Annotated in this window: 6 protein-coding genes; 1 reads left to right on the top strand and 5 read right to left on the bottom strand. The window is 57.9% G+C overall.

What is annotated here, in order from left to right:
• Positions 1–511 precede the first annotated feature (511 nt).
• Together M7439_RS07045 and M7439_RS07040 are read right to left on the bottom strand one after the other, a co-directional pair.
• Entirely contained in the window at positions 512–793 is a 282-nt protein-coding gene (locus tag M7439_RS07045) for a hypothetical protein (protein WP_276969419.1), read from the bottom strand.
• A 99-nt stretch (positions 794–892) separates the two neighbouring features.
• Positions 893–1,402: a hypothetical protein gene (locus tag M7439_RS07040; RefSeq protein ID WP_276969421.1), complete on the bottom strand. Its 510-nt coding sequence runs from the start codon at positions 1,400–1,402 to the stop codon at positions 893–895.
• 222 nt (positions 1,403–1,624) lie between these two features.
• Here M7439_RS07040 and M7439_RS07035 point away from each other — a divergent pair, with 222 nt between their 5' ends.
• On the top strand, positions 1,625–1,909 hold the full coding sequence (locus M7439_RS07035; RefSeq protein WP_276969423.1) for a CopG family transcriptional regulator: 285 nt from the start codon (positions 1,625–1,627) through the stop codon (positions 1,907–1,909).
• Positions 1,910–2,212: 303 nt separating this feature from the next.
• Here the strand turns inward: M7439_RS07035 and M7439_RS07030 are convergent, their stop codons facing one another.
• From M7439_RS07030 to M7439_RS07020, 3 genes are all read right to left on the bottom strand, one after another.
• Positions 2,213–3,016, bottom strand: coding sequence for a GNAT family N-acetyltransferase (locus M7439_RS07030; protein ID WP_276969425.1), 804 nt, complete (start codon positions 3,014–3,016; stop codon positions 2,213–2,215).
• 164 nt (positions 3,017–3,180) lie between these two features.
• Entirely contained in the window at positions 3,181–3,618 is a 438-nt protein-coding gene (locus M7439_RS07025) for a hypothetical protein (RefSeq protein ID WP_276969427.1), read from the bottom strand.
• Positions 3,619–3,915: 297 nt separating this feature from the next.
• A partial coding sequence (locus M7439_RS07020; protein ID WP_298381438.1) for a transposase occupies positions 3,916–4,376 on the bottom strand: 461 nt, incomplete at its 5' end.

The following is a 4,376-nucleotide window of genomic DNA, read 5'->3' as shown; positions in this document are numbered from 1 at the left end:
AAAGTTAGACAGAAAGCGGGCCACCTACGCCTTCGAGGACTATCGGGAGCCGAGACTGAGTGGATGCTGCACTCAATCTGTCATAACTTACGAAAGCTCTCCAATGCAAGAGTGAATGCAGGGTTGGTGATGGCCTAGAACGCAGCTAATGGACCCGACTTGGGATCATTGACCCCAATTGAGAACCGAAACCAAGAACTTAAGACCACAATCCCAATTTTGGCAAATTTTAGGGCCCCACCACCGGATCTGGAAGGTGATTCAGACCCACGCTCCTAGACGCCTGGTTGAAGCTGGTGGCCGGTTACGAGCCCGTCGACCTGCCCACCGATGGCGCAGTGATGCCTCCCACCCCTTCTTCGCCGAGGTGGGCAGCACCCTCCGGCACATGGAGAACCACGGGGGACCTCTCCGCCGAGCGGGCCGGCCTCGCCTGCCGTCGTGTCCTCTCTCTGCGGGTACGCCGAGTGAGCACGCGCGGCTAGCCGACCTGCGACTGATCGGTCGTGCATCATGTGCGCTTGGTGTGACGTACAGCGGAAATGGCCTCGGTCCCCAGGAGCTCAGCAGTAGTCTCCTTGCCGATCCGCGAGACGAGGTCCTCGATCGCCGAGTGATATATGCTAGTGGCCTCGGCTACCGCCTTGTCTGCTGCGGCGATGGCGGCCTCTCGGGATGCTCTCGCATCGGCGAGACGCTCTGTGGCGGTGAGTGCCGCATGCATCGCGCGGTTGTCAGCTCTCGCCTTCTCTCGCAGGATCGCCCGTTGTGCATCCGTGGGCTTCGATGCCATCTTGGTACCTCCCTAGTCTCTCAAGGACTCCACGCTGGGGTCCTCTCATTTATGCGCCATGACGTTGGAAAGCGGTCAATGACGTTGCGTCATTCGTGTTCAGGACGCAGAATGGGTGTTCGCAGTAGCACGAGCAATAGTTGAGAGTCGACGTACTGAGAGACCGGTCAATTCACGGGCAAGTGCTGCGGGCATGGTGGAGAGCAGATCAGCAGTAGCTACGGCGAAATCGGTGGTGGCTCGATCGACCTCGATCTGTGCAGTAGTGATCACTCTGTCCCACCGCCGATCGATCGAGGCGATGATGTGGCGGTGCTGTGTGTAGCTTGCGATGGTGCGATAATCGGTAGGTTTCACCTTCCTCTTTTCCCAGCGGCGGAATTGTGCGAGCTGGTGGGCAGAGATCCCTTGTGCGTTCAATGCCTTGCCTTTGGCTGCGCGCAATTGGCCCAGCCGTTCGATAGCGCCCAACCGAGCGGCACTGACCACCAGCTCAAGGTTCCGATCGAACTGGATGATTTTGGTATGGGGAGCGTCGTTGTTCTTCGGTGCGGATGCGGCGATGTGATGCGCGACCAGTTCTGCGGTATCGGTGATGGTGTAGATCATGATGGCATTCTTCTTCCGTGTGGGTTCTTGGGCGCGCAATAAGCACGGAGCGGGAGCACGAGGTCAATGGAAGAGGACGGAGTCTTCCAGGAGTGCCGGAGCGCAGCGCCTTGAAGCCGTGTGGCTCCACGTGATCTTGGGACGTGCTCGACTCCACACTACTGAGAGTGGACGTCATAGTACCGCCAGGACGTCATGACGGAATAGTGGCAGACTTAAGACATGGCAAAAAAGAAGACGACTATCTACCTCGATACCGACGTACTCATAGCAACGAAAGTTGCTGCGCTCACCTCCAATCGGTCCGAGAGTGCGGTCATCGAGGACGCATTGCGGTCATATCTTCGAAGCGGCCACGCGGATGTGGCGTTGGATGAGCTGAGAGGACTGCTGGAGCGAGTCGGCTATACGAGCGACCTTGACGAGGATGCAGCACTCGCTCAGGCTGTAACCGAGGTGCGTGGGGTCCGTCGAGAGCGACGGGCACGAACGGTGAGCGGCGAGTGAGTCGCACCGGATTTTCCTTGACACGAATGTCTTCGTGGCGGCCGTCATGCGAGAGAGTGTGTCCGTCCGCCTGCTCCTTGAAGCATTGGTTGAGCGAGTGCAGCTTGTTGCTACTCGACGAACTGGCAGACGTGCTTTACCACCCGAAGTTCCGGCGTTATCTCAGCATCGAGGACGCGCACCTGTTCATGAGTTCGATCCGAGAGGTGGCTAGGGTCATTGACGATCCCTCGAAAGGGCGGACCGGGTCTGTCCAATCGGCGGACTTGAACGCTTGCTCTATAAGGAGGGATGCTTGCTGGCTCAGCGTCGCCAGATGTAGGGCCTGGTGGTGGTCACCGCAACTAAGCCGCTCCGCTCCAGTATCGGCCGCGACATCGCTGTGCAGTCGCTGTGCAGGTAGCGTGCCCGTTCAGCGATCGCAGCTTTGGCCCGAGCGGCGGTCAAGGCACGATAGATCCCTTTTCCTCGCCACTCTGGGTGGGTCGCACCACCCCACAAGCTAGCGAACGCTGAGCCGGCAATCCGAGAAAGTCGTCCTACGCATACGACCGTGTTGGCGGCCTCAGCCACCCAGAACTGTTCGTTGCCCTTCTTGCGATCCAAGTTGGCAATCATCTCTTCGGCCGAGGGACCTCCGTTAAACACGTCTTTCGCCATGGCGGACGCGGCGGCGATGACCTGGGTGCGTTCGGGCTCTGGTAACTGGTCGACCCTCCGAATGATGACTCCAGGCTCCTGCTCGACGTTGACCGCTAAGTCCGCAGCTTCGCCAACCATAACCGTCTCAAGCTCTTCAGGCACGAGACCGGCGGCGCGCAGCCGGGCATCGAGGTCGCTCGGGCGATCATGACCGCGAGACTTCCACTCGAACTCTTTGACCTGCGACATCCCAGCGAAGTAGACGACGGTCCTTGCGATCAGTTCGTCGAGGTCCTCGACGTGATCCAGCGACTTGTAGCTGACGAATCCACCACCCTCGAAGAGCGCACGCCACAAGGGTCCGTCTCGGTCCCAGCTCAGCGCACCTTGCATCTCGGCGATGTCTCGAAGCTCGTCGTCATAGGCCGCGAGCAGGATAGCCCGTTGGTCGATCTGTGGTCCCATTGTGTCAGATTAGCAGGCACGACATGCTTAAGAGATGATTGGACTCCTGGCCTGTAAACATGGAGCCGATGTCCCTTGACCGCGTCCGCTAGTTGCGGTGCCAAGTGTGTTTTGGCTTGTGACTGGTGTGTCATCGCAGCTGAGGTTTTGTCGTTGGAGGCACTTCATAACCGTATCTCGGTCCGTCGTGACCCTCTGTTCGCAGCAGCACGAACAATAGCCGAGAGTTGACGCACTGAGAGACCGGTCAATTTACTGGCAAGTGCTGCGGGCATAGTGGAGAGCAGATTAGCAGTAGCTACGGCTAAATCGGTGGTGGCTCGATCGACTTCGATCTGTGCAGTAGTGATCGCTCCGTCCCATCGCCGATCGATGGAGGCGATGATGTTGCGGTGCAGTGCATAGCTTGCGAGCGTCCTGTATTCGGCAGGTTTCACCTTCCCTTTCTCCCAGTGGCGGAACTGGGCGAGCTGGTGGGCAGTGATCCCTCGTGCTTTCAGCGCTTTGGCTTTGGCTGCGTGCAATTGGCCCAGCCGTTCGATAGCGCTCACCAGTGCAGTATTGGCCACCAGCCAATTGCGAAGGGCACTTTCTCTTTGCACATGCAGTTCTCTCAGACGAGGGTGAGAGTTGTCGGTCATACCTACAGGGGCGAGCAGACGGAAAGCAGGTCTTCGCATATAAGTAGGGAATTTAGTCCAATACCGTTAACTTAGGGACCAGCTCCGATGACATTGATGAGATCTTTGGCTGGCCTTGAGGGTTGGGGCCAGTTGCTATGGTTGGGATACTTGGTGGGATAGGGACTCATGCGCTTGCGAATCACACGGGGATTAGAGCGCAACCTTCGTTTTGGAAGCACTTGGTCAAGGATTTGACAGCTTGCGCGGCTGAATGCTTCAGCGAGAACTTGAGGGGGAAAAACCCGGACTGGTCATAGCACTGGTGCGTACCGTCCGGAGAGAGCCAACAAATGAGAGCGCCACTGGGTCCCCTCGTTTGGATGCCGATACGTCATACATGAGTTCCCTGATGCCAAAGTGAAGGGTTAACATCCCCCAGATCTCCTGGTAGACGAGCTCGGGAGACTGAGACCGTAACACTCTTCGCGCCTCCGACTGATGGGTCTTTAGTTCATCAAAGGCCGATTCGATCTCCCAACGTTTGGAGTAGAGTGCCGCCAATTCATGAGCCGGTGCCACCTCGGGATCGGTGATGGTGCAAAAGAGGCGGTAGAAGAGATCCGGGTCCTCCCCTTCGGTGATCTGGTACTCAATCACCCTGAGCAGAAGCGGACTCTTTCTGCCTCTGTCCTTATGGTGATAGACGTTGCCAAGGTAAGAACCATCCTCGAGTTCGG

It is taken from the genome of Ferrimicrobium sp. (genome assembly GCF_027319265.1).
In the GTDB taxonomy this organism is placed as follows: domain Bacteria; phylum Actinomycetota; class Acidimicrobiia; order Acidimicrobiales; family Acidimicrobiaceae; genus Ferrimicrobium.
The sequence above is the reverse complement of the archived record's forward strand: the minus strand, read 5'-3'. Positions and strand labels throughout refer to the sequence as shown.

Coding starts and splice junctions, on each gene's coding strand:
- M7439_RS07035 (WP_276969423.1), top strand. CDS start 1,625: ATGGCAAAAAAGAAGACGACTATCTACCTCGATACCGACGTACTCATA.
- M7439_RS07045 (WP_276969419.1), bottom strand. CDS start 793: ATGGCATCGAAGCCCACGGATGCACAACGGGCGATCCTGCGAGAGAAG.
- M7439_RS07040 (WP_276969421.1), bottom strand. CDS start 1,402: ATGATCTACACCATCACCGATACCGCAGAACTGGTCGCGCATCACATC.
- M7439_RS07030 (WP_276969425.1), bottom strand. CDS start 3,016: ATGGGACCACAGATCGACCAACGGGCTATCCTGCTCGCGGCCTATGAC.